The organism is Xanthobacter sp. 91, from assembly GCF_000702385.1.
Lineage (GTDB): Bacteria > Pseudomonadota > Alphaproteobacteria > Rhizobiales > Xanthobacteraceae > Xanthobacter > Xanthobacter aminoxidans.
Map to the genome: position 1 here is coordinate 5,121,939 of NZ_JNIB01000001.1, position 25,208 is coordinate 5,147,146.

Genomic DNA, 25,208 nt, shown 5'->3' on the forward strand with positions numbered 1-25,208 from the left:
ATGAGCGGTGCCCGGACCCAGAGGACGCCTGAGAAGTCTGCCCAGCGAGCCGAGCAGGTGCTCGACCGCCGCCTTGCCCTCGACATGGCCCAGGCCATGGAACGCTGCGCCGTCGCCGCCGCCCGCCTGCGCGGCCACGGCGACGAGCAGGCCGCCGACATCGCCGCCATGACCGTCTGCCACCGCGAGGTGAACGAGATTCCGGTCTCCGGCACCCTGGTGATCGGCGAAGGCATCGAGGGCGATTGCGACCAGCTGTTCGTCGGCGAGAAGCTGGGGCGCGGCGGGGCCGAGGTGGACCTCGCGGTGGACGCGCTGGAAGGCACCACGCTCTGCGCCAAGAACATGGAGGGCTCGCTCTGCGTGCTCGTGCTCGCCGAGCATGACACGCTGCTGAAGATGCCGCCCTGCTACATGGAGAAGATCGCCATCGGGCCGGGCTATCCCGAGGGCATCGTCTCCCTCTCCCAGAGCCCCCAGGACAACATCCGCGCTTTGGCCGAGGCCAAGGGCGTGCCGCCGTCCGACGTCACCGCCCTCATCCTCGACCGGCCCCGCCATGGCCCGCTGATCGACGCCGTGCGCAAGACCGGCGCGGCCATCAAGCTCATCACCGACGGCGACGTGGCGGGCGTGGTGCACACCGCCAACCCGCATGAGAGCGGCATCGACATCTATCTCGGCCTCGGCGGCGCCGCCGAGGGCGTGCTGGCCGCCGCGGCGCTGCGCTGCATCGGCGGGCAGATGGAGGGCCGTCTCGTGCTCGACACCGAGAAGAAGCGCGCCCAGGCCAAGGCGCTGGGCATCACCGACTTCTCCAAGGTCTACAAGCTGGACGAGATGGTGCGCGGCGACTGCCTGTTCGCCGCCACCGGCGTCACGGACGGCGCGCTGCTGAAGGGCGTGCGCTTCGGCCGGGACGTGATCCTGACTGACACCATCGTGATGCGCGCCGCCACCGGCACCGTCCGCCGCATCGCCACCGAGCACCGCGACTTCTCCAAGTTCCGGCTGGCGTGAGCGCACCCTTCTCCCTTTTTAGGGAGAAGAGGCCGGTGCTGGTTATCGGTGTCATCGCCCGGCTCGTCCGGGCGATCCACCCGTCCGCAGCCTGGATGTACGAAGACTTGCCCCGGTCCAGCCGTGGATTGCCCGGACGAGCCGGGCAATGACGGTCCCGGTTCTCCCCTCTCCCGTGCGGCGGAGGGGTGGCATCGCCAGTTCTTCCACGAAACGTGGAACGGCCATGCGCCCCCCTGTCTTTTCCCTGACGTGTGATTGGGTGTAAGCACCTTGGCCCCGTTCGCCGGCTGCGGCCGGGCGGCGGGAGACCCTTCGGGAGAGCAAGATGTCTGACGCAAAGGCAAGGATCGCGGTATTGGGCGCCTCGGGCTACACCGGCTCCGAGCTGGTGCGCCTGCTGCTGCGCCATCCGCGCGTCGAGATCGTCGCGCTCACCGCGGACCGCAAGGCCGGCCAGTCCATGGCCGACGTATTCCCCCAGTTCGCGCCCTTCGCGCTGCCCAAGCTCGTGACCATCGACGAGGTGGATTTCACCGCCGTCGACGTGGTGTTCTGCGCCCTGCCGCACGCCACCACCCAGCTCGTCATAAAGAAAGTCTTCGACGCGGCGCCCAACGTGAAGGTCGTCGACCTTTCCGCCGACTTCCGCCTGTCCGATCCCGGCGCTTACGAGGAATGGTACGGCCATCCCCACCAGGCGCTCGACCTCCAGAAGGAGGCGGCCTACGGCATCGCCGAGATCTATCGCGACGAGATCCGCAAGGCCCGGCTCGTCGCCAATCCCGGCTGCCATTCCTCCACCGCCATCCTGCCCATCGTGCCGCTGCTGGAAGCCGGCGCGCTGGAGCCGGAGAGCATCGTCGTGGATTCCAAGACCGGCATGTCCGGCGCCGGGCGCTCGGCCAAGGAGGCGATGCTGTTCTCCGAGGTGTCGGAGGGCATCCACGCCTATGCGGTCTCCGGCCATCGCCACATGGGCGAGCTGGACCAGGAATTCTCCAAGGCCGCCGGCCGGCCGGTGAAGCCCATGTTCGTGCCGGTGCTCTCGCCCATGAACCGGGGCATCTACGCCACCATCTACGTGCGCACCACCGGCGCCACCGCCGAGGACCTGCACCGCATCCTGACCGACTTCTACAAAGGCGCGGCCTTCGTCCACGTTCTGCCGTTCGGCCAGGTCCCGCAGTCGCGCCATGTGCGCGGGTCCAACATGGTGTTCCTCGGCGTGGTGGCCGACCGCGTGCCCGGCCGGGCCGTCATCATCTCCACGCTGGACAACCTCGTGAAGGGCGCGTCCGGCTCGGCGGTGCAGAACATGAACCTCGTCATGGGCTTCCCCGAGACCGAGGGCCTGGAGCAGATCGCGCTGATGCCGTGATCCCGACCTGACGCGAAAAGGCCGCGCCCTCATCAGGCGCGGCCTTTTTGTATCTGCGATCCCGATCCCGAGGATCAGCCGCGAACCACCTCGACCGGGCCATGGTCGTCGCAATGGCCGCCGTGCGGGTGGTGCAGGTGGCCGTCCACCAGATAGTCGACATGGTCGCCGTGGGGCACCGCCTCATGGCCGCAGCCGGGGCCGTGGACATGGCCGGGCTCGTGGCCCGCGCAGGTGTGGTTGGGGGTGCAGCGGTCGGGATTGGTCTCGCTCACCGCGATCACGTGCTCATCCACATGGTCGCCGTGCATGTGGTGCAGGTGGCCGCCGTGGAGATAGTCCACATGCCCATCATGGCGGATGGCGGTGTGGCCGCAGCCGGGGCCGTGCTGGTGGTCGTGGTTCGGATGGATCTTGCAGGTCCCGGACATGGCTTGCTCCTCACTTCAATGATTCTCGCAGGCGTGCTCCACCGCGCTCGCCACGAGGGCGAGCACATGGTCGTCCGCCAGATGATAGAGGATCGACTTGCCCTCGCGCCGCCGCCCGACGAGGCGCGCGGCGTGAAGCACCTTCAGCCGCACCGACACCGTCGAGAGCTTCTCCCCCTGGGCCTCCGCCAGCTCCGTCACCGAAGCCTCGCGACCGGCCAGCAGGATCAGCAGCCGCAGGCGCTGGGGGTCGGCCAACGCGGAGAACATCCCCGCCGCCTCATCCACCTGCCGGCCCGTGAGCGAACGCTGCGCGTCGAAACTCATGTGAACACTCTATCAATCGTTGAAGTGTTAAAGTCAAGAGGTATCGGGGACCTTTTCGACTCGGCCCAGGCTTCATCGTGCGCCTTCTGCCGGCTACCGCAAGGTCCGTCAGGTCCCCCATACCAAAGGACAAGCTGTGTCCGGTCGCGGGCCGCACTAGTGTCCGGCCCGATCGCATTCTTACCTCCGCCGGATTCGTCCCATGAGCTTTGTCGTCTGCCTTGCGGCGCTCTTCTTCCTGATGCTCGTGGCCTATCGGGGCTTCAGCGTCATCCTGTTCGCCCCCGTCGCCGCCATCGGCGCGGTGCTGCTCACCGATCCGGCCGCGGTGCCGGTCGTCTTTTCCGGACTTTTCATGGAAAAGATGGTGGGCTTCATCAAGCTCTACTTCCCGGTGTTCCTGCTGGGCGCCGTCTTCGGCAAGCTCATCGAGCTGTCGGGCTTTTCGCGGTCCATCGTCGCTTCGGTGGTGAAGCTTTTGGGGCCGGGCCGCGCCATCCTGTCCATCGTCCTGGTGGGCGCCCTGCTGACCTACGGCGGCGTCTCGCTGTTCGTGGTGGTGTTCGCCGTCTATCCCTTCGGCGCGGAAATGTTCCGTCAGGTGGGCATCCCCAAACGGCTCCTGCCGGCGGTGGTGGCGCTCGGGGCGTTCTCCTTCACCATGGACACGCTGCCCGGCACGCCGCAGATCCAGAACATCATCCCCACCACCTTCTTCCACACCACCGCCTATGCCGCGCCCATCCTGGGCCTGGTGGGAACCGCTTTCATCCTCGCGGTGGGGCTGTCCTACCTCGAGTTCCGCCGCCGCCAGGCGGCGAAGGCCGGCGAGGGCTACGGCACCGGCCACCTCAACGAGGTGGTGGTGGACGAGACCGTGCCGCTCGTCTCCCCGATTCTCGCCTTGCTGCCGCTGGTGGTGGTGGGCATCGCCAACCTGATCTTCGCCCGCCTCATCCCTCAATGGTTCGGGGCCACCGCGACCGCCACGCTGGTTCCGGGCGCGGCCCCCGTCAGCGTGCCGACCAGCACCTGGGCGGCGATCTGGGCCGTGGAAGCCGCGCTGCTTCTCGGCATTTTCACGGTCGCGGTGTTCGGCTTCAAATCCATCGCCGGCAAGTTCTCCACCGGCTCCAAGGATGCCGTGTCAGGCGCGCTGCTCGCGGGCCTCAACACCGCCACCGAGTACGGCTTCGGCGCGGTCATCGCGGCGCTGCCCGGCTTCCTTCTCATCAAGTCGGCGCTGTCGGCCATCCCCAATCCGCTGGTCAACGAGGCCATCACCGTGACCACGCTGGCCGGCATCACCGGCTCGGCCTCGGGCGGCCTGTCCATCGCGCTCGCGGCCATGTCGGAGCAGTTCATCGCCCAGGCCAATGCCGCCGGCATCCCCATGGAGGTGCTGCACCGCGTCGCCTCCATGGCCTCCGGCGGCATGGACACGCTGCCCCACAACGGCGCCGTCATCACCCTGCTCGCCGTGACCGGCCTGAGCCACCGGCAGGCCTATGGCGACATCTTCGCCATCACGCTGGTGAAGACCGCCGCGGTGTTCTTCGTGATCGGCTTCTATTATCTCACCGGGCTCTATTGAGCGGGTGCAGCGTCGCGCGCAGATCGCGGCGCCATAGGGGCTGGCAGGGAATGAGGCCGACCCGGCGGATGCCGGGGCGGCGGCAAGCCATTGCAGTGCAACAACTCTTATGAATTCCGAAGCTGGTGCTCGGCCGTAGGGCGCACTACTGTCCCGCTTGAGGGACCGCCCTACCTGCGCCGGATTGACCGCCATGAGCTTCGTCGTCTGCCTCGCCGCGCTCTTCTTCCTGATGCTCGTGGCCTATCGCGGCTTCAGCGTCATCCTGTTCGCGCCCGTCGCCGCCATCGGCGCGGTGCTGCTGACCGATCCGGCGGCGGTGCCGGTGATCTTTTCCGGCCTGTTCATGGAAAAGATGGTGGGCTTCATCAAGCTCTACTTCCCGGTGTTCCTGCTGGGCGCCATCTTCGGCAAGCTCATCGAGCTGGCCGGCTTCTCGCGCTCCATCGTCTCGGCGGTGGTGAACCTGCTGGGGCCGAGGCGGGCCATCGTCTCCATCGTGCTGGTGGGCGCGGTGCTCACCTATGGCGGCGTCTCGCTGTTCGTGGTGGTGTTCGCGCTCTATCCCTTCGGCGCCGAGATGTTCCGGCAGGTGGGCATCCCCAAGCGCCTGCTGCCGGCGGTGATCGCGCTCGGCGCCTTCTCCTTCACCGCGGATACGCTGCCCGGCACGCCGCAATTGCAGAACATCATCCCCACCGCCTTCTTCGGCACGACGGCCTATGCGGCGCCCATCCTCGGCATCGTCGGCTCCATCTTCATCTTCGTGGTGGGCATCACCTATCTGGAATTCCGCCGGATGCAGGCCCACCGCGCCGGCGAGGGCTACGGCACCGGCCACCTCAACGAGAGCCTGCCGGACGACGCCGTTCCCCCCGTGCCGCCGCTGCTCGCGGTGATGCCGCTGGTTGTGGTGGGCCTCGCGAACCTGTTCTTCGCCTGGCACATCCCCGGCTGGTTCGGACCGCAGGCGAGCGCGACGCTTGTGGAGGGCGGCACGGCGGTGAGCGTTGAGACCCACGTCTGGGCCGGCATCTGGGCGGTGGAAGCGGCGCTGTTGCTCGGCATCCTCACGGTGGTGGCGTTCGGCTACCGGGCCATCGCCGGCCATTTTGCCGGCGGCTCCAAGGAAGCGGTGGGCGGCGCGCTGCTCGCCGGCCTGAATACGGCGACGGAATACGGCTTCGGCGCGGTCATCGCGGCGCTGCCGGGCTTCCTCGTCATCAAGGCGGCGCTCACCTCCATCCCCAATCCCCTCATCAATGAGGCGATCACGGTGACGACGCTGGCCGGCATCACCGGCTCGGCCTCGGGCGGCCTCTCCATCGCGCTGGGGGCCATGGCGCAGCAATTCATCGCCGAGGCGCAGGCCTATGGCATCCCGCTGGAGGTGATGCACCGCGTCGCCTCCATGGCCGCCGGCGGCATGGACACGCTGCCCCACAACGGCGCGGTCATCACCCTCCTCACTGTGACCGGGCTGACGCATCGTCAGTCCTACGGTGACATTTTCGCCGTCACCATCATCAAGACCACCGCCGCCTTCGTCGTGATCGGCTTCTATTATTTGACCGGCCTCTATTGAGCAGGTGCAGCATCGCCTTTAGGTTGCGGCGCAACATGGGCTGCGAGGGGTGGTGCGGACATGGCCGAAGTGGGGGAGGCCGACGCCGGGGGGCGGGTGATCGCTGTCGCCAACATGAAGGGCGGCGTGGGCAAGACCACCACCGTGGTCATGCTGGCGGAAGGCTTTGCGGAACAGGGCGCGCGGGTGGTGGTGGTCGATCTCGACGCCCAGGCCAACGCCTCCTACTGCTTCGCCCATGACGACGAGCTGCGCGCGATCCTCGACCGCCGCCAGTCCGTGACATCCTTCCTCGCCGACCGGCTCCTCTATGGCGACCGCACCTCCATCGCCCAGTACATCTCGCCGAGCATCTGCCATGTGATGAAGGCGGGCGAGGAACTGGCCATCGACATGGTGGTGGCGAGCCCCCGCCTGCGCCTGCTGGAGCGCGAGATCGTGCTGCGGCTGGCAGAGAAGAATTACGGGCTGCGCTCTCTGGAGGGCCAGTCCCTGAAGGTGCTGGACGAGGCGCTCGGCTACCTGCGCGCGCACTATGACGTGGTGCTGTTCGACTGCGCGCCCGGCATCTCCGCCTTCACCGAGGTGGCCATCCGCCTCGCCGACATGGTGATCGTGCCCACCATTCCCGACTATCTCTCCACCCTCGGCTTCGACGCCTTCCGCGCCTCGGTGTGGGAGAACGCCCACGTCACGCGCTCCGCCTTGCCCCAGCCGAAGCGCCGGCCGCTGGTGCTGGCGAGCCGGGTGCATGCGCAGAAGATCCAGCACCGCGATACGCTCATCAGCCTGCGGGACGAGGCGGAGGACGCCGATGCGGTCTATGAGATGTTCGACACGGAAGTCCGCAATCAGGCCGCCATCGAGCGGGCCATGGACCCGGAAAACTTTCCCTACGCGCCCTCTTTCGAGCAGAAATGGTACAACGCGGTGGATGCTGTGCGCGATCTGGTGAACGAGACGCGGAGGCGGCTTAATGGCTGAGGCTTCGGATTTCTTCGCTTTGCTCGCGGCCATCGGCGGCAAGGCCGGCCTGTTTCCGGCCGGCGGCAATCTCGCGCGCAAGGCAGTGAACGAGATCGTCCGCGCGCAACTGGTGGCGGAGGGCACGGACTTTGAGGCCCTGCGCGCCATCCGCGCTCTGCTCGGTCCCGCCGCCTTCGCCGAGGCGCTGGATGGTGTGCCGGCGCCCAAGACCAAGGCGCTGCTGACACGCATCGATCCGAACGCCCCTGCCCTCACCCAGCCCGGCGACCGGGTGAAGGCGCTGCTTGCCCTCGCCGATGGCAGCCGCGCCCCGGCCGCACCGGCCGCGAAGCCGGCGAAGAAGGCGTCTTCGCGCAAGGCGGCAGCTCCAGCGCCCGCCGCCCCCGTAGAGACCGCGCCGACCGATGGGAAGCCCGCGCCGCGCAAGCGCAAGATCACCGGGCGGACGGCGCTGCGGGTGTCGGAAGAGCGCTGAGGCGCAGGATTACGCCTTGTCCTTCTGCGGCGCCGGGTCCGGCCCCAGCGTGAAGATTTCCGCCACCGCCACGAAGGTGGGCACGAACAGGCACCACATGCCCACCGCGCGATAGAGCAGCGCGGCCGAAAGGCAGCCGAAGAGGAAGGCGGCGAGGTACGCGCTCATCCGGCCGAGACGGGCGCGGGTGGCGGGAATGTTGGTGCCTTCCAACGGTCGCAAGAGATTGGCGATGTCCACCAGCACCTGCGTGAACGTGCCGGTCATCACGGTGGAGGGCGGCGAGTCGGTGAGGTGGGTGCGGTGGAGCGCGTTCTGCAGCGCCATGGCCGCCACCAGCGTCATGCCCATCATCACGGCAGCGGGAGAGTCGTGGTCGTAGAACGGCCCGTTCTGCACCGCCACCAGCGCCGCATGGGCGAGCAGCACGAGCTTTGTCGCCATCAGGATGCGGAAATCGTCCCGCCCCCGCCGGGCGAGAAACAGGCTCAGCTCCCGCGCGCACAACACCACGATGGCGAACACGGGCAGCGCCAGGACCTTCGTCAGCGAAGGCGTATCCCCGTGGGCCAGCGAGGCGGCGATGGTGACGAAATTGCCGGTGACATGGGCCGCGAACAGCCCGCCGAGCGCGACGAAGCCCGCCGCATCCACGAAGCCGGCGTTGAAGCAGAGGAGGACGGCGAGCAGGACCTTCACAGCGGCGACCTCATCCAGCCTCGGCCACATCGCGGATGCGCAGCGCCACGCGCGTCTCGCCCTGCCAGGTGTCGATGTCGAGGCACCCGGCCACGTGCAGATTGCGCCCGCGCCCGGCCAAGAGCGCCCGGCCCAGCGGCTCCTCGGCGCAGCGGAAGGCGGTGGCCTTCAATGTCGTGCCGTCCGGCGAGGAGATGCGGGCGCGCACATGGCCGGCGCCGAAGCTCTCGACATAGCTGATGCGGTGGCCGGGAAAGGCGAACACCGGCTCGGGATTGCCGGCGCCGAACGGGCCGGCGCGGGAAACGGTCTCCACCATGTCCACCGTTGCCCCGCGCGCGGTCATCGCTCCGTCGATGGAAAGGGTGCCCTCGGCGCGGGCGCGCTCCACGTCCGGCGCGAGGCGCTGCTCCAGTTCCGCGCGTAGCGCCCCGAGCTGGCGGCGCTCCACCGTGAGGCCGGCCGCCATGGCATGGCCGCCCCCCTTCACAAGGAGCCCGCTCTCCACCGCCCCGCGCACCGCGCGGCCGATGTCCACGCCGGGAATGGAGCGGCCGGAGCCGGTGCCGGTCTCGCCATTGAAGGCGATGGCGAAGGCCGGGCGCTGGAAGCGCTCCTTCAGCCGCGCCGCGACCAGGCCGACGACGCCGGGGTGCCAGCCCTCGCCGCTCACCACCACCACGGCGCCCTCCTCCGAGATGCCCAGCGCCGCTTGCGCCTCCGCCTCGGCGGCGGCGAGGATGGCGCGTTCCACCTCCTGCCGCTCGGCATTGAGACGGTCCAGCTCGGCGGCGATGCCGCGCGCCTCGGCGGGGTCCTGGGTCAGCAGCAGGCGCGCCCCCAGCGTCGCCTCGCCGATGCGCCCGCCGGCATTGATGCGCGGGCCGATGAGAAAGCCGAGATGGAACGGCCGGGGCGGCCCATCGAGCCGCGCCGCGTCCATCAGCGCGGTGAGGCCGATGCGGGTGCGCCGGCGCATGGCGAGGAGCCCCTTCGCCACGAAGGCGCGGTTGAGGCCGATGAGCGGCACCACGTCCGCCACGGTGGCCAGCGCCACGATGTCGAGGGCTTCCAGCAGGTCCGGCGCGGGCCGTTCGGCATTGAAATGCCCGCTCTGGCGCAGCGCCCGCACCAGCCCCACCGCCACCACGAAGGCGAGCCCCGCCGCGCAGACATGGCCGAGGCCGGAGAGGTCGTCCTCCCGGTTCGGGTTCACGATGGCGGTGGCGGGCGGCAGGGTCTCCCCCGCCTGATGATGGTCGATGACCACCACGTCCATGCCGAGCCTTTTCGCGGCCACCAGCGGTTCGAGGGAGGTGGTGCCGCAATCCACCGTCACCAGCAGGGTCACGCCGCGCGCGGCGAGCTGCTCGATGGCCGGAACGTTCGGCCCGTAGCCCTCGAAGATGCGGTCGGGAATGTGGAAGAAGGGATCGAGCCCGCCGGCCTGGAGCACGCCCACCATGAGGGCGGTGGAGCAGGCGCCGTCCACGTCATAGTCGCCGAACACCGCCACCTGCTCGCCGGTCGTGACCGCGCGGGCGAGGCGCGCCACGGCGGCGGGCATGTCAGTGAGCGTGTCGGGATCGGGCAGAAGGGTGCGGATGGAGGGGTCGAGATAACGCTCCACCTCGTCCAGCTGCACGTTGCGGGCGGCGAGCACGCGGGCCAGAAGCTCGCTGATGCCGAAGCGCTGGGCCATGGCGAGCGCCGTCTGCCCCCCGCGCACGTCCAGCCGTTCCCGCCAGGTGCGGCCGGTGGCGGAGCGGGCGACGTCGAGGAAGAGGCGATTCGGCACGGCGATGTTCACGCGCGCATGAAGCCAGAGGAGAGGCGCGGCGTCGAGCACGGGCCGGGCATGGCTCAATTGTTGCCATTCTGTTCCCCTCGCCCTCCGGCTCTGTCACTATGGGGAAATCAGGGGCCGCGGCGCCGTCCCGATTCGCGCCGGCCCTGCCGTTCTGCTATCTGGCGCCCAAACCTCCGACCTCAGAGACCCATGTCCGACAGCGATAATTCCGACGATCTCTTCGCCGCCCGCCCGCGCGGTGCCAGCAAGTCGCCTGCGCGGGAATCGACCGGCAGGGAGAGCGCGCGCGGCAAGGCCGCCGTCGTGCCCGCCATGGCGGGCGATTATACCGCCGCCCATATCGAGGTGCTGGAAGGGCTGGAGCCGGTGCGGCGCCGCCCGGGCATGTATATCGGCGGCACCGATTCCAAGGCGCTGCACCACCTCTTCGCCGAAGTGGTGGACAATTCGATGGACGAGGCCGTGGCCGGCCACGCCACCTTCATCGAAGTGCAGCTCGGCGCCGACGGCTACCTCACCGTCTCGGACAATGGCCGCGGCATCCCGGTGGAGGAGCACCCCAAGTTTCCCGGCAAGTCGGCGCTGGAGGTCATCATGACCACGCTGCACGCCGGCGGTAAGTTCGACAGCAAGGTCTACGAGACCTCCGGCGGCCTGCACGGCGTCGGCGTCTCGGTGGTGAACGCGCTCTCCGACGATCTGGAGGTGGAGATCGCGCGCAACCAGACCCTCTATCGTCAGAGCTTCTCCAAGGGCGTGCCGCAGGGGCCGCTCAAGGAAGTCGGCCGCATCACCAACCGGCGCGGCACCCGCGTGCGCTTCCATCCCGATCCGGAAATCTTCGGCGCCGGCGCGCATTTCGAGCCGGCCCGCGTGTTCCGCATGGCCCGCTCCAAGGCGTACCTGTTCGGCGGCGTGGAAATCCGCTGGTCGTGCGACCCCGAGTTGCTGAAGGCCGGCGAGAACATCCCGGAGAAGACGGTCTTCCGCTTCCCCGGCGGCCTGAAGGACTATCTGGCGGCGGACCTCGAAGGCAACACGCTGGTCCATCCCGACATCTTCGCTGGCCGCATCCAGAAGACCGGCGGGCACGGCTCGGTGGAATGGGCGGTGGCGTGGGTGGCGGATGCCGATGGCAGCATTTCCTCCTATTGCAACACCATCCCCACCCCCGATGGCGGCACCCATGAGAACGGCCTCAAGGCGGTTCTGCTCAAGGGCCTGAAGGACTATTCGGAGCGTGCCGGACAGGGCAAGCGCGGCTCCGTCATCACCGGCGACGACGTGATCACCGGCTGCGCCGCCATGCTCTCCGTGTTCGTGCGCGAGCCGGAATTCCAGGGCCAGACCAAGGACCGCCTCGCCACCGCTGAGGCCGCCCGCATCGTCGAGCAGGCGCTGCGCGACCCGTTCGACCACTGGCTCGCCGCCAATCCGGTGCAGGCGAGCCGCCTGCTCGACCATGTGATCGACCGCGCCGAGGAGCGGCTGCGCCGCAAGCAGGAGAAGGAGGTCTCCCGCAAGACCGCCGTGCGCAAGCTGCGCCTGCCCGGCAAGCTCGCCGACTGCTCCAACACCGAGGCGGCTGGCTCCGAGATCTTCATCGTCGAGGGCGACTCGGCCGGCGGCTCGGCCAAGCAGGCGCGGGACCGCAAGACGCAGGCCGTGCTGCCTTTGCGCGGCAAGATCCTCAACGTCGCCAACGCCACCCGCGACAAGCTCGCCGCCAACCAGCAGCTCGCCGACCTCGGCCAGGCGCTGGGCTGCGGCACCCTCGCCCACTACCGCGAGACGGACCTTCGCTACGAGAAGGTCATCATCATGACCGACGCCGACGTTGACGGGGCGCACATCGCCTCCCTCCTCGTCACCTATTTCTTCCGCCAGATGCCGAAGCTGATCGAGGAGGGCCACCTCTTCCTCGCCGTGCCGCCGCTCTACCGCATCACGCAGGGGGCCAAGACCCTCTATGCGCGCGACGACGCCCACCGCGAGCGGCTGCTGAAGAAGGAATTCAACGGCAAGGGCAAGGTGGACGTGGGCCGCTTCAAGGGCCTCGGCGAGATGATGCCGGCGCAGCTCAAGGAAACCACCATGGACCCGAGGACGCGCACCCTGCAGCGCGTCTCCGTGGAGGACGCAGAGCGCGCCGCCACCGTGGATCTCGTGGAACGCCTCATGGGCAACAAGCCGGAAGCCCGCTTTGCCTTCATCTCCGAGCGCGCCGCCTTCGCCGGCGAGGAGATGCTGGACATCTGAGCCGGCGCGGGGGCGGCGGGCGATTAACGCCGCCATCGCGGCACCGGAGGGGGAAGATCATGGGGGATGAAACGAGAGTGACACGCGCGGGGCGCGGCATGCGGATGACTCTGGCTACTGGCCTTGCGCTTGCCACCCTGCTGCCGGGGGCGGCGCGGGCGCAGTCGTTCGGCAATGACGAGCAGTCCTGCGTCTCTTATGGCTATTGGGCGGTGTCCGTCATCTATCTGGCGGCGAGCCAGGGCTGCGACTGGAGGCGCGCCAACGAATTGATCGACCCCATGCGCCACACCAAATGGTGCATGGGCCAGTCGGCGCAATCCATGTCCAGGGCGCCGCAGGTCCACCGCAACGGCGTCACCGCCCGCTGCGCCAAGCAGGGCGCGTCGGTGAGGATCAACATCTGACGGGAGCCGCCGCCCTCACGAGGTCCGCATCTCAAAGCGTCTCGGGGGGTGAGATCTGGCCCCGCCTCGGCTGGAGCAGCCCGGCGGGGCCGGCGAGCAGCAGCATGCCGATGCCGGCGGTGATGAACATGGCCACCACCCCGGCGAAACCCGCCGCCTGCGTCAGCCCCAGCGCGCCCAACGCCTGGCCGATGAAGAAGGAGGAGGCGAACAGCGCCAGCGCCGATCCGCGCGCCTCGGGAGCCAGTTCCGTGGCGAGGATCTGCAGCACGTTGTGGATCATGTAGAAGGCGAAGCCCGCCCCGGCGAAGATCGCCGCCATGAGCACCAGCCCATGGGCGCGGGTGGCGAGAATGAGCAGCACGCCCACCCCCGCCGCGCCCCAGCGCACCATGCCGCTGAGGCCGAGATAGCGGACCAGCAGCGGCACGGCGAAGGTATAGACGGCGCCGCCGATGGCGAAGGCCGCGAGCGCGATGCCGGCCTCCTTGGCATTGCCGATGCCCTGATGGACCATCAGCGGCGCCACCAGTGGGAACACCCCGAAGCTCAGCGCACCCTCGATCGCGACCACGCCGTAGACCTTGATGGACAGCGGGTTGCGCAGCACCAGCCCATAGCGGGCGATGGAGGCGGCGAAGGACAAAGGCTTGCGCTCGCCCTCCTCTGTCAGGCCGAAGGTGGTCGCGAGCGCCGCCAGCGCCGCGACGGCGAGGGCGCACCAGAACACCTCGCGCCACCCCACCAGCTCGGCGATGAAGCCGGCCAGCGCCGAGCCGGAGAGCTGCCCCAGCACCAAAGCGAGCAGCACGCGGCTGAGGGCCAGGGGCCGCCGCTCGAACGGTACCCGGTCGCCCACCGTCGCCAGCACCACCGGAATGATGCCGCCGGCGAAGGCACCGCAGAAGACGCGGGAGGCGAGCAGCATCTCGTGGCTGGTGGCGGTCGCCGAGACCACGAGGCCGATGGAGAGCATGGCGAGGTTCACGCGGATGAGCCGCACCTTGCCCACCGCATCGCCGATGGGGCCGAACACCAGCTGCATCAGCGCATAGGGAAAGGTGAAGGCGCTGGCGAGCATCGCCACCTGCTGCAACGTCACCTGAAGCTCGCTCGCCAGGATGTTCAGCATGGGATCGACGACGCGCATGGAAAACGCGCTCGCGAACGCCGCGAGGCCGAGGACGAGAAGGAAAGGCATGGGATCCGGAACGGCGACAGGAATGCCATCCGTGCGGCGTCGGCCGGATCGGGTCAACCCGACAAGGCCGCATGGGTGCAGCGCACACTCATTCGCCGCGCGCATGGCGACTGCCCGCAAAGCGTGCATTTCCGCGCCAGCGCCGGAAGAACGGCGCTTTATGCCCTCCGAATCGGCGAGACCGGGCGGAAAACATTGACACGGCGCATCATTTTCTTATGTTGCTATGCGTCGTCCGAGATATGTCGAATCCAAGCGCGCCGACCGACGACCACTCGTCTGACCCCGTACGGCACGGGACGTTCGATCAGCGGCGCGCCGCCGCATCCAAAAGATGCAATGTCATTTTCCGAGCTCGGCCTGAGCGATAAGGTTCTCGCGGCTGTCGCCGATACTGGCTACACGACCCCGACCCCCATCCAGGCCCAGGCCATCCCCCATGTTCTCGCGCGCCGGGATGTTCTCGGCCTCGCGCAGACAGGTACCGGCAAGACCGCCGCCTTCACGCTCCCCATGCTGACGCTGCTGGAGCAGGGCCGCGCCCGTGCCCGCATGCCGCGCACTCTCATCCTGGAACCCACCCGCGAGCTCGCGGCCCAGGTGGAAGAGAATTTCACGCGCTACGGCAAGTACAGCAAGCTCAACGTCGCCCTGCTCATTGGCGGCGTTTCCTTCGGCGACCAGGACACCAAGCTCGTTCGCGGCGTGGATGTGCTGATCGCCACCCCCGGCCGCCTGCTCGACCATGTGGAGCGCGGCCGCCTGCTCCTCTCCGGCATCGAAGTGCTCGTCATCGACGAAGCCGACCGTATGCTGGACATGGGCTTCATCCCGGACATCGAGCGCATCTGCAAGCTCGTGCCCTTCACCCGCCAGACGCTGTTCTTCTCGGCCACCATGCCGCCGGAGATCCAGCGCCTCGTCTCGCAGTTCCTCTCCAACCCGGTTCGGGTGGAGGTCTCCAAGCCCGCGTCCACCGCTACCACGGTGACGCAGGAACTGGTCGCCTCCGGCCGCGAGGACTACGAGAAGCGCGACGTCCTGCGGGAGCTGATCCGAGGCTGCGAGAATTTGCAGAACGGCATCATCTTCTGCAACCGCAAGCGCGACGTGGCGGTGCTCCACCGCTCGCTGCAGAAGCACGGCTTCAATGCCGTCGCCCTGCACGGCGACATGGACCAGCACGCCCGCATCAAGGCGCTGGACGAGTTCCGCAATGGCGAGGCGACCCTGCTGGTTGCCTCCGACGTGGCCGCACGCGGCCTCGACATTCCGGCGGTGAGCCACGTCTTCAACTATGACGTGCCGCACCACGCCGAGGATTACGTCCACCGCATCGGCCGCACGGGCCGCGCCGGCCGCGCCGGCACGGCCTACACCATGGTCACGCACCTCGATGCCAAGTCCCTCTCGGCCATCGAGAAGCTGATCGGCAATCCGATCCCCTGGCATGGCGCGCCCCTGGGCGACGCCCCGCCGGCCTCCGAGCGCCGCGGGCGCGAGGATGGCCGTCTGCGCGGCAAGCGCCGCATGGACAAGGAGCCCCGCGAGGGCCGTGGTGATCGCGAAGGTCGCGGCGAGCGCGAGCCGCGCCGTGAGCGCGAGCCCCGGGCCGAAGGCGCGGAGCGTGCCGAGCGTCAGCCGCGGGCTGAACGGGCGGAGCGTCCCGAACGCGCCGATCGTCCCGAGCGCACGGAGCGTCCCGAGCGCACCGAACGTCCCGAGCGTCAGGAGCGGGAACGCGCCGCACGTCCGGAACGGACCGCCGAGCGTGGCGACCGCCCCGAGCGCAACCGCCGTCCCGCCCGCGAGGATGCTGCCGAGGCGCGTCCCCCGCGCCGCGAGCGGGCGCCCGCCAACGAGCCGGCCGACATGTCCCACCTCCCCGCCTTCCTTCTGCGCCCCGTGCGTGTGAAGGCCGGCGCGTGATGGCAGGCTGAAGTCTGCGCCGACCTCCGGGCCGGCGCATCCTGTCAAATGTTCTGATGGATCAGCGCGCCGCTCAATCTTGGGCCGGCGCGCTTTTCTTTTTGGCGGCGGGCGTCTTCCCGCCCGCTCCGCCTGTCGGCTTCGGCATTTTCGCAGGCGCTCCGCCTGTCGGCTTCGCTTTGTTCGCAGACGCCCGGCCTGCCGGCTTCGCTTTGTTCGCGGACGCCCGGCCTGCCGGCCGGGCTTTGGCTTTGGCCTCGCTGGCCGCGTGCGCCACGAAGAGGGCACGGCGGGCGAGGGCGGCGAGGTCTTCGGCGTCGTCGAGTGCCGCCTCGGGCACGGACCAGTAGCCGCCCATGGTGCGCACGACGCCCTTGGCCTCGTAGCTGAAGGGGACCGAGCCCCGCCCCTTCAGATCCTCGGCGAGCGCCGCATCGGCCTTGAGGTAGAAGGTCTCACCCGCCCACAAGGCGAACATCAGCCCGTCCGCATAGAGCCCGGCCCCGCCGAACATGCGCTTCACCGCCACCGGGCCGAAGGCAGCGAAGAGATCGGCAATCGCGTCCTCGTCCATTCCCCCTCCCCGTTCCAGCGCCGCGCGGAAGTCCCGCGTTGCTTCGCTCAGACGCCGCGCGGGAGTCCCGCGTTGCTTCGCTCAAGCGCCGCGCGGGCTTTGCCCGTTGCCTCTCTCAAACGCCGCGCGGATTTCTCGCGTCGCTCCGCTCAGACGCCGCGGGGGCTTGAAAGGCGGCTCAGCCCAGCGCCAGCACCTGTGCCGCCGCGTCCATCTCGGTGCGGCGGGCGGCGCGGCGGGCGGTGGCGAGTTCGTCCTCGCCCCATTGCTCGCGGTTGAAATCCTCGTCCACATGGGCCGCTGTCCACGCCGCGTCGGCGGAGAGCGCGCCCTCGGCCACCGCAAGGGCGAGGAGGGCCGAGCCGGTGAGCGTGGTGATGGAATGCACGGCCGCGAGGCGCAGCGGATCGGCCGGCACCAGCGCCCGCACCTTCGCCAGCGCCTCCTCCGGCTGCTTCACATGGGTGATGCCCTCGGCAAGGAAGAAGCGCGCACCGTGGGTGGCGCCCATCCAGTCCAGCACGGCATCCCAGTGCTTCGCCTGCCGGTCCAGCAGCTTCTGCGGGCCGTCGGCGCGATAGAAGAGCATGTCGGTGCCGGCGTAGTTCACCACCTCGTCCGCCACCGCCTGCGCCTCCGGCGTCACCCGGTCGAGGGCGACGTTGACGAGCCGGGTGAGCGGCATGCTGAAAGGGTCGATCTCGGTCTGCTGAGCCGCCCATTCGGCCGCCATGGCCTCGGCCAGCGCGCGGCTCGGCGCCTTCAGCAGGCCGCGCGCGGGGGTACGCACGGGGCGGCCGTCGAGGAGGATGGTGAAACCGCCCTCCCCCTCGCCCACGCTGACTTCCTTGTAGAAGCGCTTGGGCAGAGGCGCCTTCTGGGCGGCGCGGGCGCGGGCGACGGGATCGCCCGGATCGCCGCTCTCCACATCTTCCAGGAACTCACGCATATCGAGCTGTCCTCAGATCACGACGCGGCGGCGGGCCAGAAGCTCGGCGATGGCCTCGGGCACCTCGCTGAAATGCCGGATGATCCGGTCCGCGCCCGCCCGCTCCAGTGCCGGAACCTCATGATAGCCCCAGGCGACGCCGAGCGCCGAGGCCCCGGCCTGCAGGGCCATGGAGATGTCGTAGGTGGTATCGCCGATCACCACCGTGTCCTCCGGCCGCGCACCAACCTCGCCCATGGCCTGGAACACCATGGCCGGATGGGGCTTGGACGGCGCATCGTCGGCGGTCTGGATGGTGGAGAACCAGCCTTCCATGCCCTGCACAGCGAGGATGCGGTTCACCCCCCGCCGCGACTTGCCGGTGACGATGCCCAGCACCACGTCCTCGCGCTGGCGCAGCCCCTCCAGCACCTCGCGGGCGCCGTCGAACATGGGCTCGGGGGCATCGGCATTCAGCATGCGGTTGAAGGCGACCTTGTAGGCATCGACCATCGCCTGAATGGGATAGGACGCATCCCCCTGCGACAGCACGGCGAACGCCTGCGGCAGCGAGAGCCCCACCACCGAGAGCAGCTTCTCCCGGTCGGGCACCGGCACGCCGTAGGCGGCGTGGACATCGTGCATGGCGGAGACGATGAGGTGCTGGCTGTCCACCAGCGTGCCGTCGCAATCGAACAGCACCAGCTTCAGGCCGGCGGCGGGGGAAGGATCGGTGTCGCCTGCTGCGCTCATTTCTGCGTCATCTGCTGGGTGGCGATATCATAAACCCATGTGGTGCCGGACGGATCGACGAAAAACACCTGCCGGAAGCCGCGCTGCTCGCACTGCTTGGGGAAGGGGCCGCCGACGATCAGCTCGGCCGCCTCCTTTGCCGGGAAGTTGAACTTGATGGTGAGGAGCGTCGCGTCGTTGCCGCCGGCCGTCACGGTGAGGTCGAGGCCGTTCTGGGCGAAGCTGTCCTGCTTGCTCTTGGCGAAGGCCCGGCGCGCGGCGGCATCCGCCGCCGGAGCCGCGACGGGGGTGTTCACCGTGGGCAGCGGCAGGGAGGCTTCCTGTCCCGGCGCGGCCGCGGGCGGCTCGGTCGGGCTCGGTGCAGCGGCCTGCGCCGGAGGCTGGGCAGGGGCAGGCTGCGCGGGCGCAGGCTGTTGCGGGGCGGGGGTCGCGGGGGCGGGAGCCGTGGCCTGAACCTGCGGCTGCGCATCGGACGTCTCGCCCGGCTCGGCCGACATGACCCACCAGACGAGGCCGCCCGAGATCAGCGCCACCACGGTGCCGCCCAGACCCACGAGGAAGGGCATTACATAGCTCGTATGGAGCTTGCGGCCGCAGAAGGGGCAATGGGCCTCCTCGGGATAGACCTGCGCCCCGCAGCCGGGACAGAAGTCGGGCCTCGGGTTCATCGCAATCACCTCCGCACGCTCGGCCGAGTCCGTTTCGGTCGCCTGGCTGCGCCACGCTGGCGGTCGCCCCGGCCGGTCCAGCACCTTGATCGATCGATGGGCCCTGGGTCCCGCGGCGCGCCGCGAATCGCAAGGCCTCCCCCGTCACCACGAATGCACGACGGGGCGGAGGAACTGAAGCCCTCCACCCCGTCATCTCCATTCCGAATGCGCCCTTAGGAGGGCAAGGCCAGCCCGCCGGCGCCCGCTATTTCCCGAAGCCGAGGTCGAGGGGGGGCGGCGGCGCGGCATCGAGGCCCGGCGAAAGGTTCTCGAACTGCTGCTGGATCTGCTTCTGGTCCAGCTGGATGCCGCCGCTCTTGTAGTGGGTCACCATGCCCGGGAAGATCAGGATGAGCGCCACCATGATGAGCTGGATGAACACGAACGGCACCGCGCCCCAGTAGATCTGGCCCGTGGTCACAGGCTGCATCATCTTGCCCGTCACCCGGTCCACATAGGGCACCTTGGCCGCCACCGAGCGCAGGAAGAACAGGGCGAAGCCGAACGGCGGATGCATGAACGAGGTCTGCATGTTCACCGCCAGCATCACGCCGAACCAGATGAGGTCGATGCCCATCTTGTCCGCCGCAGGCCCCAGCAGCGGGATGATGATGAAGGCCAGCTCGAAATAATCGAGGAAGAAGGCCAGCACGAACACCAGCGCGTTCACCGCGATGAGGAAGCCGGTCTGCCCGCCGGGCAGCGACACCAGCAGCTCCTCCACCCACTTGTGCCCGTCCACCCCGTAGAAGGTGAGCGAGAACACGCGCGCGCCGAGCAGGATGAACAGCACGAAGGCGGAAAGCTTGGCGGTGGAATAGGTCGCCTGCCGCAGCAGGTCGAACTTCAGCCGGCCGCGGGCGAAGGCGAGGATGACCGCGCCGAGCGAGCCCATGGCGCCACCCTCCGTCGGCGTCGCGACGCCGATGAAGATGGTTCCGAGCACGAGGAAGATGAGCGCCAGCGGCGGCACCATCACAAACACCACCTGCTCGGCGAGCTTGGACATCAGCTTCAGCCGGAACAGGCGGTTGATGACCGCCACCACGAAGGCAATGCCCACCGTGGCCGACATGGTGAGCACCACATAGTCCGCGCCGAACTTCACATGGCTGCGCTCCATCAGCACGATGCCGCCGGCGATGGAGAAGGCGAGCGCGATGAAGAGGGACGGCGTCAGCAGCTTCGCCGTGCCCGACATGACGAAATAGAGCAGCACGAACGCCACGATGCCCCACACCGCCACGTTGGCGACGCCGGGAATGGCGCCGGCCGTGAGGCCCGGCAGGGAGCCGGTGGCGATGAGGTAGGCGAAGCCCGCCGCCGCCACCGCGCCGAGAATGCGCGAGGGCATCATCTTCTGCTCGGGGTCGCGCAGGGTCTGCGCCTCCAGCGGCAGGCCGGGCGCGGCGCTCGGGAAGATCGAGGAGACGATGAAGATGTAGACCGCGTAGAGGCCGGCGAGCAGCAGCCCGGGCACGAACGCGCCCTCGTACATGTCGCCCACCGAGCGGTTCAGCTGGTCGGCCATGACGATGAGCACGAGGGAAGGCGGGATGATCTGCGCCAGCGTGCCCGACGCCGCGATGACGCCCGAGGCGACCCGCCGGTCGTAGCCGTAGCGCAGCATGATGGGCAGCGAGATGAGGCCCATGGAGATCACCGAGGCCGCCACCACGCCGGTGGTCGCCGCGAGCAGCGCGCCCACGAAGATCACCGCATAGGCGAGGCCGCCGCGGATAGAGCCGAACACCTGGCCGATGGTGTCGAGCAGGTCCTCGGCCATTCCGGAGCGCTCGAGGATGAGGCCCATGAAGGTGAAGAAGGGCACCGCGAGGAGCACTTCGTTATTCATGGTGCCGTACACGCGCTCGGGCAGCGCCTGCAGGAACTTGGGCTCGAACAGGCCGAGCCAGATGCCGATGAGGCCGAAGATCAGGCCGTTGGCCGCCAGCGAGAAGGCCACCGGGTAGCCGAGCAGCAGGAACAGCACCAGCGCGCCGAACATGATCGGCGCCATGTTGTGGATGAACCAGCCGCGGAAGCCGGGCTCCGCCGCCATCGCCACGTCGGGCAGGGCGATGAGCAGGACGGCAAGGAGCGCGACGGCGAGCGCGGCGAGGGGGCGGCGCTTCAGGAGCGTGCGGACGAAGGACATGAACGCGCTCCTACTTCTTGACCGCGGAGACGCCGGGCGCCCCATCGGGAAGTTCGGCCTCGGCCAGCAGGCGCTCGGCCTCGGCCGCCAGCGCCGCGTGGCTGCCGCCCGCGCCCTCGTGGGGGTCCTCCATCTTTCCGGTGAAGATGGCGACGCGCTTGATGAGCTCCGAGATGCCCTGGAGCGTCAGGAAGAAGAAGCCCACCGGCACCAGCAGCTTCGCCGGCCACTGGGGCAGGCCGCCGGCGTTCAGCGACTGCTCGTTGATCTCGAAGGAGGCGAGGAAGAAGGGCCACGAGGTCCACAGCAACAGGATCGAGAACGGCAGCAGGAAGAAGATGTGGCCGAAGATGTCGATGCCGTCGCGGGTACGCTTGGGCAGCCGGGAATTCACGATGTCGATGCGGATGTGCTCGTTGTCGATGAGCGTCCAGGACGCGCACAGCAGGAACACCGCGGCGAACAGCACCCATTGCAGCTCCAGCCACGAATTGGAGCTCATGTCGAACAGCTTGCGGATGATCGCATTGAGCGCCGACACAAGGATGGACAGGAGGATCAGCCACGCGGCGGCCTTGCCGATGCGGGTGTTGACGGCATCGATCCCCCGCGAGAGGGCGAGAAGGGCTGTCATCGAGATCAATTCCCTCGGGCGCGGCCGGAGATGGCTCCGGATTGCTTCTTCTTTGGCCTTCAGGCCTTGGCGCGCACCATAGGGGAAGATGACGTGACTTCAAGCCGGAGGCGGTTACCAGACTGCCGAATGCGGCAAGGCTCAGACCAAAGTCGAAGACGCCGGCTTCAGCGCGGCGTGGGCGCATCCGGCCAGGGCGGCGGACCGGGCAAAAGCTGCCCTTGCGTGAAGCGGGCCGTGGCCTGATCCCATTCCAGCACCCGGCCGGTTCCCGCGACGGGGCTGGGCGCCACGCACCACACCGCAAGGTCGGTGCCCTGGCGTGGCAGCAGGGTGATGGCGCGGCCGAGGCCCTCGAACGCGGCCGTGCTCTCCTCCACCTCCTGCGGCTCAGTGCGGCAGAGGCTTTGGTCCTGCGACGGCATCACCGCGTCCGTGACCAGATTCCACCGCCCGGACGCATGGGAATAGAAGCGCACCCGCCCGCCGAACGGCACGCCGCCACGCAGCGCGCGCTCGCTGAGGCCGAGCAGCGGAAACCCCTCCCGGTCGAACCACACGGCGACTTCGGTGACGAAGTGCGCCGCCCCGTCGCCATCGCCCCGGTCGTCGATGCGCAGATATCCGTGCGGAACATCAAGGGTGAGCGTCACCCGCGCCCGCGGCCCGTAAAGGCGGCCGCCCGAGGCCGTGGCGCCGACGCCCTCCCCGCTGATCTCATAGTCGGGAAAGCCGGTCGCCTGGGCGATCTGGAGATCACGGAACCAGTAGAGCACGCCGTCCCGCCCGGCCCCTGTACCGCCCGCCGCCGCCGGCGCGACGGCCAATGCCGCCGCAACAAGCCACAGCAGGGCGGTGCGCCTCATCCCTCGGGCGCTTCCAGGATCGGATCGTACTGGGAGGCGTCGAAGCCGAGCACGGCGAAAGTCTGCGCCATGTGCTGCGGCAGCGGCGCGGACACGTCGATCACCCCCTGCCCGCGCGGATGTGGAATGACGAGCCGCCGCGCCAGCAGGTGCAGGCGATTCTGCAGGCCGCCGGGCAGTTCCCAGTTCTCGATGTCGAAATACTTGGGGTCGCCGAGGATGGGGTGGTGGATGTGGGCGAGATGGGCGCGCAGCTGGTGGGTGCGGCCCGTGACCGGCTTCAGCGACAGCCAGCTCATCTTCTGCGCGGCCTGGTCCACCACCGCATAATAGGTGATGGCGTGGCTCGCCTCGTCCTCGCCATGGCGGGCGACGCGCATCTTCTCCTCGTCCTCGTCGCGGGCGAGATAGGTGGAGATGCGCCCCTGCCGGGGCTTCGGCACGCCGGGCACCACGGCCCAATAGACCTTGCGCGCCTCGCGCGAGCGGAAGCTCTTGGCCAGCACCGAGGCGGCAAGCCGCGACTTGGCGATGAGCAGGCAGCCGGAGGTGTCCTTGTCGATGCGGTGGACGAGGCGCGGCTTCTGCCCGTCCCTGTCCTTCAGTGCCTCCAGGAGCCCGTCCACATGGCGATAGGTGCCGGAGCCGCCCTGCACAGCAAGGCCGAAGGGCTTGTTCAGCACCATCACGTCCTTGTCCTCGAACAGGGTGATGGATTTGATGAAGGCCCGGTCCTCCTCCAGCTTGCGTACCGCAGGGTCTTTCGACGCGCGGGGCTTTGCCGGCGGACTGGCCGACGGATTGGCGCCTGGCTCGACGGAGGCCGTGCGGGCGCCCTCCTTGCCGGCCTCGCCGCGCGCCCCCTTCGCGGGGGCGTGCGCCGCCTCGGGCTCTTCCATGCCGAGCGGAGGAATGCGCACGCTCTGGCCGGGCTCGACGCGGGAAGAGGTCTTCACCCGGCCGCCGTCCACCCGCACCTGCCCGGTGCGCACCAGCTTCTGCAGGTGCCCGAAGGAGAGGTCCGGATAATGCACCTTGAACCAGCGGTCGAGGCGCATGCCCGCCTCGTCCTCGGCCACGGTTCTGGTCACGACAGCCATGGTCGCAGAGCCTCTCGGGTTTCGCGTTGAGGCCAGACACATAATGGAAGCTGAAGGCAACGTCACCCGCGCACGACCTTAAAGAGCGTCGATGACCATTTACAACTTTAGGTCCATGTGATTGCTTTCTACAAGGCCAAGCTGTGGCCATTGGAGGCGATGCATGTCCAGGCTCTCCACTCCCGTCCCCTTCCCCACCAGCCGCTACGCGATCAACGGACCGAACCTGTCCGGCGCGCGCAACGCCACCATGCTGTCCCTGCTCGGCAATCCGCGCGGGAGTTACAGCGACGAATGCCAATGGCCCAACAACCCGCGCATCACGGAGTTGCTCGTCCGGCGCACGACCCTCGGGCCGCTCGAAAACGTCACCGGTCTTCGGCCAGCGGTCGACGCGCTGGAGAAGATCCTCAACGAGATCAAGTCGTCGGTTCCCCAGATCCATGCGGTGCTCGGCCACGAGGGCATGCTGTGCGCGCGGTTCGTGCGCGGCAGCCGGAGCGCCATCAGCAATCACTCATGGGGCACGGCCATCGACCTCACACTTGAGGGCAAGTTGGACACGCGCGGCGATGGAAAGACCCAGGCAGGGCTGCTGGAGATCTACTCCATCTTCAATGCCCATGGCTTCTTCTGGGGCGCCGCTTTCCCCACCGAGGACTCCATGCATTTCGAGGCGTCCGACGAGCTGATGCGCCAATGGGCCAAGGATGGCGCCTTCGGCAAGGCGGCGGGCCGCATCCCCTCGCTCGGTGCCACCCTGACCTTCGGCGACCGGGGGAAGGCGATCGAGGAGTTGCAGGTGGCGCTGAACCTCGCGCTCGCGTTCGATCTCGATACCGACGGCATATTCGGCGCGCAGACCCGCGCCGCCGTGCTGGAGTTTCAGCGCCGCAAGGGCCTGCCCCTCACGGGTGAAGCCGATGCCGCGACGCGCGAGGCGCTGGAAGGCTCGGCCAGCTAAGGCGCACGGATCACGTCAGGCTGCGCACCAGCATGATGCCGGCCCAGACGCCGCCGAAGCCGAGCAGCACCGAGCCGAGGGCATAGGCCAGCGCCATCCCCAGTTCGCCCCGCTCGGCGAGATAGAGGAAATCCAGCGAGAAGGCGGAGAAGGTGGTGTAGCCGCCCAGAACCCCGGTGGTGAGGAACAGCCGCACCGGCTGTGTCCATCCTTCCCCGTCCTTGAAAGCGAGATAGCCCGCCATCAGCCCCATGATGAGGCTGCCCGACACGTTGATGAGAAAGGTGGCGAAGGGAAAGCCCGTCCCCAGCAGCCGCGGCACCGCCATGTTCACGAAATGCCGGATGGTGCCGCCGAGACCGGCGCCGAGGAAGACGATGAGGGCGGGGGGCAGGATCATGGGCAGGTTCCGCAGC

At 68.6% G+C, this 25,208-nt stretch carries 24 protein-coding genes; 10 read left to right on the forward strand and 14 right to left on the reverse strand.

Annotated elements, in window-relative coordinates:
• Both glpX and argC read left to right on the forward strand, forming a co-directional pair.
• A complete protein-coding gene (gene glpX, locus A37E_RS0123895; RefSeq protein ID WP_051679301.1) occupies window positions 1-1,020 on the forward strand; it encodes a class II fructose-bisphosphatase in 1,020 nt (339 codons plus the stop codon).
• Window positions 1,021-1,348: 328 nt separating this feature from the next.
• Window positions 1,349-2,401 (forward strand): N-acetyl-gamma-glutamyl-phosphate reductase, encoded by a 1,053-nt coding sequence (gene argC, locus A37E_RS0123900; RefSeq protein ID WP_029558927.1) that lies wholly within the window; start codon window positions 1,349-1,351, stop codon window positions 2,399-2,401.
• A gap of 74 nt (window positions 2,402-2,475) precedes the next feature.
• On the opposite strand, the gene A37E_RS27545 is transcribed toward argC, so the two are convergent.
• Together A37E_RS27545 and A37E_RS27550 are read right to left on the reverse strand one after the other, a co-directional pair.
• Entirely contained in the window at window positions 2,476-2,832 is a 357-nt protein-coding gene (locus A37E_RS27545) for a hypothetical protein (RefSeq protein ID WP_029558928.1), read from the reverse strand.
• A 15-nt stretch (window positions 2,833-2,847) separates the two neighbouring features.
• The gene (locus A37E_RS27550) at window positions 2,848-3,159 is read right to left on the reverse strand and encodes a metalloregulator ArsR/SmtB family transcription factor (protein ID WP_169124321.1); all 312 of its coding nucleotides are present in this window, start codon (window positions 3,157-3,159) and stop codon (window positions 2,848-2,850) included.
• A 202-nt stretch (window positions 3,160-3,361) separates the two neighbouring features.
• On the opposite strand from A37E_RS27550, the gene A37E_RS0123915 reads away from it, so the two are divergent.
• The 4 genes from A37E_RS0123915 to A37E_RS26205 all read left to right on the forward strand — a co-directional run bounded on the left by A37E_RS0123915 (window position 3,362) and on the right by A37E_RS26205 (window position 7,800).
• On the forward strand, window positions 3,362-4,753 hold the full coding sequence (locus A37E_RS0123915) for a GntP family permease (RefSeq protein ID WP_029558929.1): 1,392 nt from the start codon (window positions 3,362-3,364) through the stop codon (window positions 4,751-4,753).
• 193 nt (window positions 4,754-4,946) lie between these two features.
• Window positions 4,947-6,338 carry a GntP family permease gene (locus A37E_RS0123920; RefSeq protein WP_029558930.1) on the forward strand — a complete coding sequence of 464 codons (1,392 nt, stop codon included), beginning with the start codon at window positions 4,947-4,949 and terminating at the stop codon, window positions 6,336-6,338.
• A 60-nt stretch (window positions 6,339-6,398) separates the two neighbouring features.
• Window positions 6,399-7,322 (forward strand): AAA family ATPase, encoded by a 924-nt coding sequence (locus A37E_RS0123925; RefSeq protein WP_029558931.1) that lies wholly within the window; start codon window positions 6,399-6,401, stop codon window positions 7,320-7,322.
• Complete coding sequence (locus A37E_RS26205; RefSeq protein WP_051679302.1) at window positions 7,315-7,800, forward strand: hypothetical protein; 486 nt, start codon at window positions 7,315-7,317, stop codon at window positions 7,798-7,800. The genes A37E_RS0123925 and A37E_RS26205 overlap by 8 nt, the downstream gene beginning before the upstream one ends.
• Before the next feature lie 9 nt (window positions 7,801-7,809).
• Here A37E_RS26205 and A37E_RS0123935 read toward each other — a convergent pair whose 3' ends face one another.
• Together A37E_RS0123935 and recJ are read right to left on the reverse strand one after the other, a co-directional pair.
• Window positions 7,810-8,499 (reverse strand): YoaK family protein, encoded by a 690-nt coding sequence (locus A37E_RS0123935; RefSeq protein WP_029558933.1) that lies wholly within the window; start codon window positions 8,497-8,499, stop codon window positions 7,810-7,812.
• A gap of 10 nt (window positions 8,500-8,509) precedes the next feature.
• Complete coding sequence (gene recJ / locus A37E_RS0123940) at window positions 8,510-10,309, reverse strand: single-stranded-DNA-specific exonuclease RecJ (RefSeq protein ID WP_029558934.1); 1,800 nt, start codon at window positions 10,307-10,309, stop codon at window positions 8,510-8,512.
• 189 nt (window positions 10,310-10,498) lie between these two features.
• Between recJ and parE the strand changes: the two genes are divergently transcribed.
• Window positions 10,499-12,568: a DNA topoisomerase IV subunit B gene (gene parE, locus A37E_RS0123945; protein WP_029558935.1), complete on the forward strand. Its 2,070-nt coding sequence runs from the start codon at window positions 10,499-10,501 to the stop codon at window positions 12,566-12,568.
• A 104-nt stretch (window positions 12,569-12,672) separates the two neighbouring features.
• Entirely contained in the window at window positions 12,673-12,975 is a 303-nt protein-coding gene (locus A37E_RS0123950) for a hypothetical protein (RefSeq protein ID WP_156026414.1), read from the forward strand.
• Between the two features lie 31 nt (window positions 12,976-13,006).
• Here the strand turns inward: A37E_RS0123950 and A37E_RS0123955 are convergent, their stop codons facing one another.
• Entirely contained in the window at window positions 13,007-14,176 is a 1,170-nt protein-coding gene (locus A37E_RS0123955; protein ID WP_038193657.1) for an MFS transporter, read from the reverse strand.
• A gap of 339 nt (window positions 14,177-14,515) precedes the next feature.
• Between A37E_RS0123955 and A37E_RS0123960 the strand changes: the two genes are divergently transcribed.
• A complete protein-coding gene (locus A37E_RS0123960) occupies window positions 14,516-16,105 on the forward strand; it encodes a DEAD/DEAH box helicase (RefSeq protein WP_029558938.1) in 1,590 nt (529 codons plus the stop codon).
• A gap of 73 nt (window positions 16,106-16,178) precedes the next feature.
• Here A37E_RS0123960 and A37E_RS0123965 read toward each other — a convergent pair whose 3' ends face one another.
• The 8 genes from A37E_RS0123965 to A37E_RS0124000 form a co-directional block, all read right to left on the reverse strand.
• Entirely contained in the window at window positions 16,179-16,679 is a 501-nt protein-coding gene (locus A37E_RS0123965) for a TfoX/Sxy family protein (protein WP_081837753.1), read from the reverse strand.
• 178 nt (window positions 16,680-16,857) lie between these two features.
• Window positions 16,858-17,628 (reverse strand): ATP12 family protein, encoded by a 771-nt coding sequence (locus tag A37E_RS0123970; RefSeq protein WP_029558940.1) that lies wholly within the window; start codon window positions 17,626-17,628, stop codon window positions 16,858-16,860.
• 12 nt (window positions 17,629-17,640) lie between these two features.
• Entirely contained in the window at window positions 17,641-18,360 is a 720-nt protein-coding gene (locus A37E_RS0123975) for an HAD-IA family hydrolase (protein ID WP_029558941.1), read from the reverse strand.
• The gene (locus tag A37E_RS0123980) at window positions 18,357-19,028 is read right to left on the reverse strand and encodes a zinc ribbon domain-containing protein (RefSeq protein ID WP_029558942.1); all 672 of its coding nucleotides are present in this window, start codon (window positions 19,026-19,028) and stop codon (window positions 18,357-18,359) included. Before A37E_RS0123980 ends, A37E_RS0123975 begins: the two co-directional genes overlap by 4 nt.
• Window positions 19,029-19,275: 247 nt before the next feature.
• Window positions 19,276-21,132, reverse strand: a complete 1,857-nt coding sequence (locus A37E_RS0123985; RefSeq protein ID WP_029558943.1) for a TRAP transporter large permease subunit — start codon at window positions 21,130-21,132, stop codon at window positions 19,276-19,278.
• Window positions 21,133-21,238: 106 nt separating this feature from the next.
• On the reverse strand, window positions 21,239-21,862 hold the full coding sequence (locus tag A37E_RS0123990; protein ID WP_029558944.1) for a TRAP transporter small permease subunit: 624 nt from the start codon (window positions 21,860-21,862) through the stop codon (window positions 21,239-21,241).
• A 167-nt stretch (window positions 21,863-22,029) separates the two neighbouring features.
• Window positions 22,030-22,728, reverse strand: a complete 699-nt coding sequence (locus A37E_RS0123995; RefSeq protein ID WP_029558945.1) for a hypothetical protein — start codon at window positions 22,726-22,728, stop codon at window positions 22,030-22,032.
• Window positions 22,725-23,870, reverse strand: a complete 1,146-nt coding sequence (locus tag A37E_RS0124000; protein WP_245279414.1) for an RluA family pseudouridine synthase — start codon at window positions 23,868-23,870, stop codon at window positions 22,725-22,727. The genes A37E_RS0123995 and A37E_RS0124000 overlap by 4 nt, the downstream gene beginning before the upstream one ends.
• 121 nt (window positions 23,871-23,991) lie before the next feature.
• Here A37E_RS0124000 and A37E_RS0124005 point away from each other — a divergent pair, with 121 nt between their 5' ends.
• The gene (locus tag A37E_RS0124005) at window positions 23,992-24,792 is read left to right on the forward strand and encodes a peptidoglycan-binding protein (protein WP_051679303.1); all 801 of its coding nucleotides are present in this window, start codon (window positions 23,992-23,994) and stop codon (window positions 24,790-24,792) included.
• Between the two features lie 10 nt (window positions 24,793-24,802).
• On the opposite strand, the gene crcB is transcribed toward A37E_RS0124005, so the two are convergent.
• Window positions 24,803-25,192, reverse strand: a complete 390-nt coding sequence (gene crcB, locus A37E_RS0124010; RefSeq protein ID WP_029558948.1) for a fluoride efflux transporter CrcB — start codon at window positions 25,190-25,192, stop codon at window positions 24,803-24,805.
• Window positions 25,193-25,208: the final 16 nt, after the last annotated feature.